1 protein-coding gene is annotated in these 400 nt (G+C 43.8%); it reads right to left on the minus strand.

Going from position 1 to position 400, the window contains the following annotated elements; genetic code table 11:
• Nucleotides 1-43: 43 nt before the first annotated feature.
• Nucleotides 44-400, minus strand: a 357-nt coding sequence (locus CVN76_RS02080; RefSeq protein WP_157805465.1) for an ABC transporter substrate-binding protein, incomplete at its 5' end; no start/stop codon positions are given.

Below are 400 nucleotides of genomic sequence, written 5' to 3' on the forward strand. Positions count from 1 at the left end.
AAAGAGAAGTAAGAATCAATTCTCTTACTCCTCTTTTATTCCTTTATTTTTCATCAAGCATTTTTAAAGTGTCTTTGGCAATGGCCTCTGCGGATACAACCCCACGGTATCTTGTCCATAAATCACGATCAACGCTGTAAACTTGACCTTTTTTTACCGCCTTCAGGTTTTTCCATAGAGGATTGTCCTTCCACTCATCAGTAAGCAGCTTGCCCTCATTGTTCGCCAACAGCAGGATATCTGGATCAATCTCGACAAGCTGCTCCAGATTCATCTCAGCATGCGGCTGTTCCTGCTGAATGGCATTTTTCAATCCCATCCGTTCAAGCAATTCTCCATCATAGGAAGAAGATGTATGAGCCTGGAAGGAAGTATCCCGCACAGATCGGAAGAGCACACG

This window comes from Bacillus sp. mrc49, assembly GCF_002803435.1.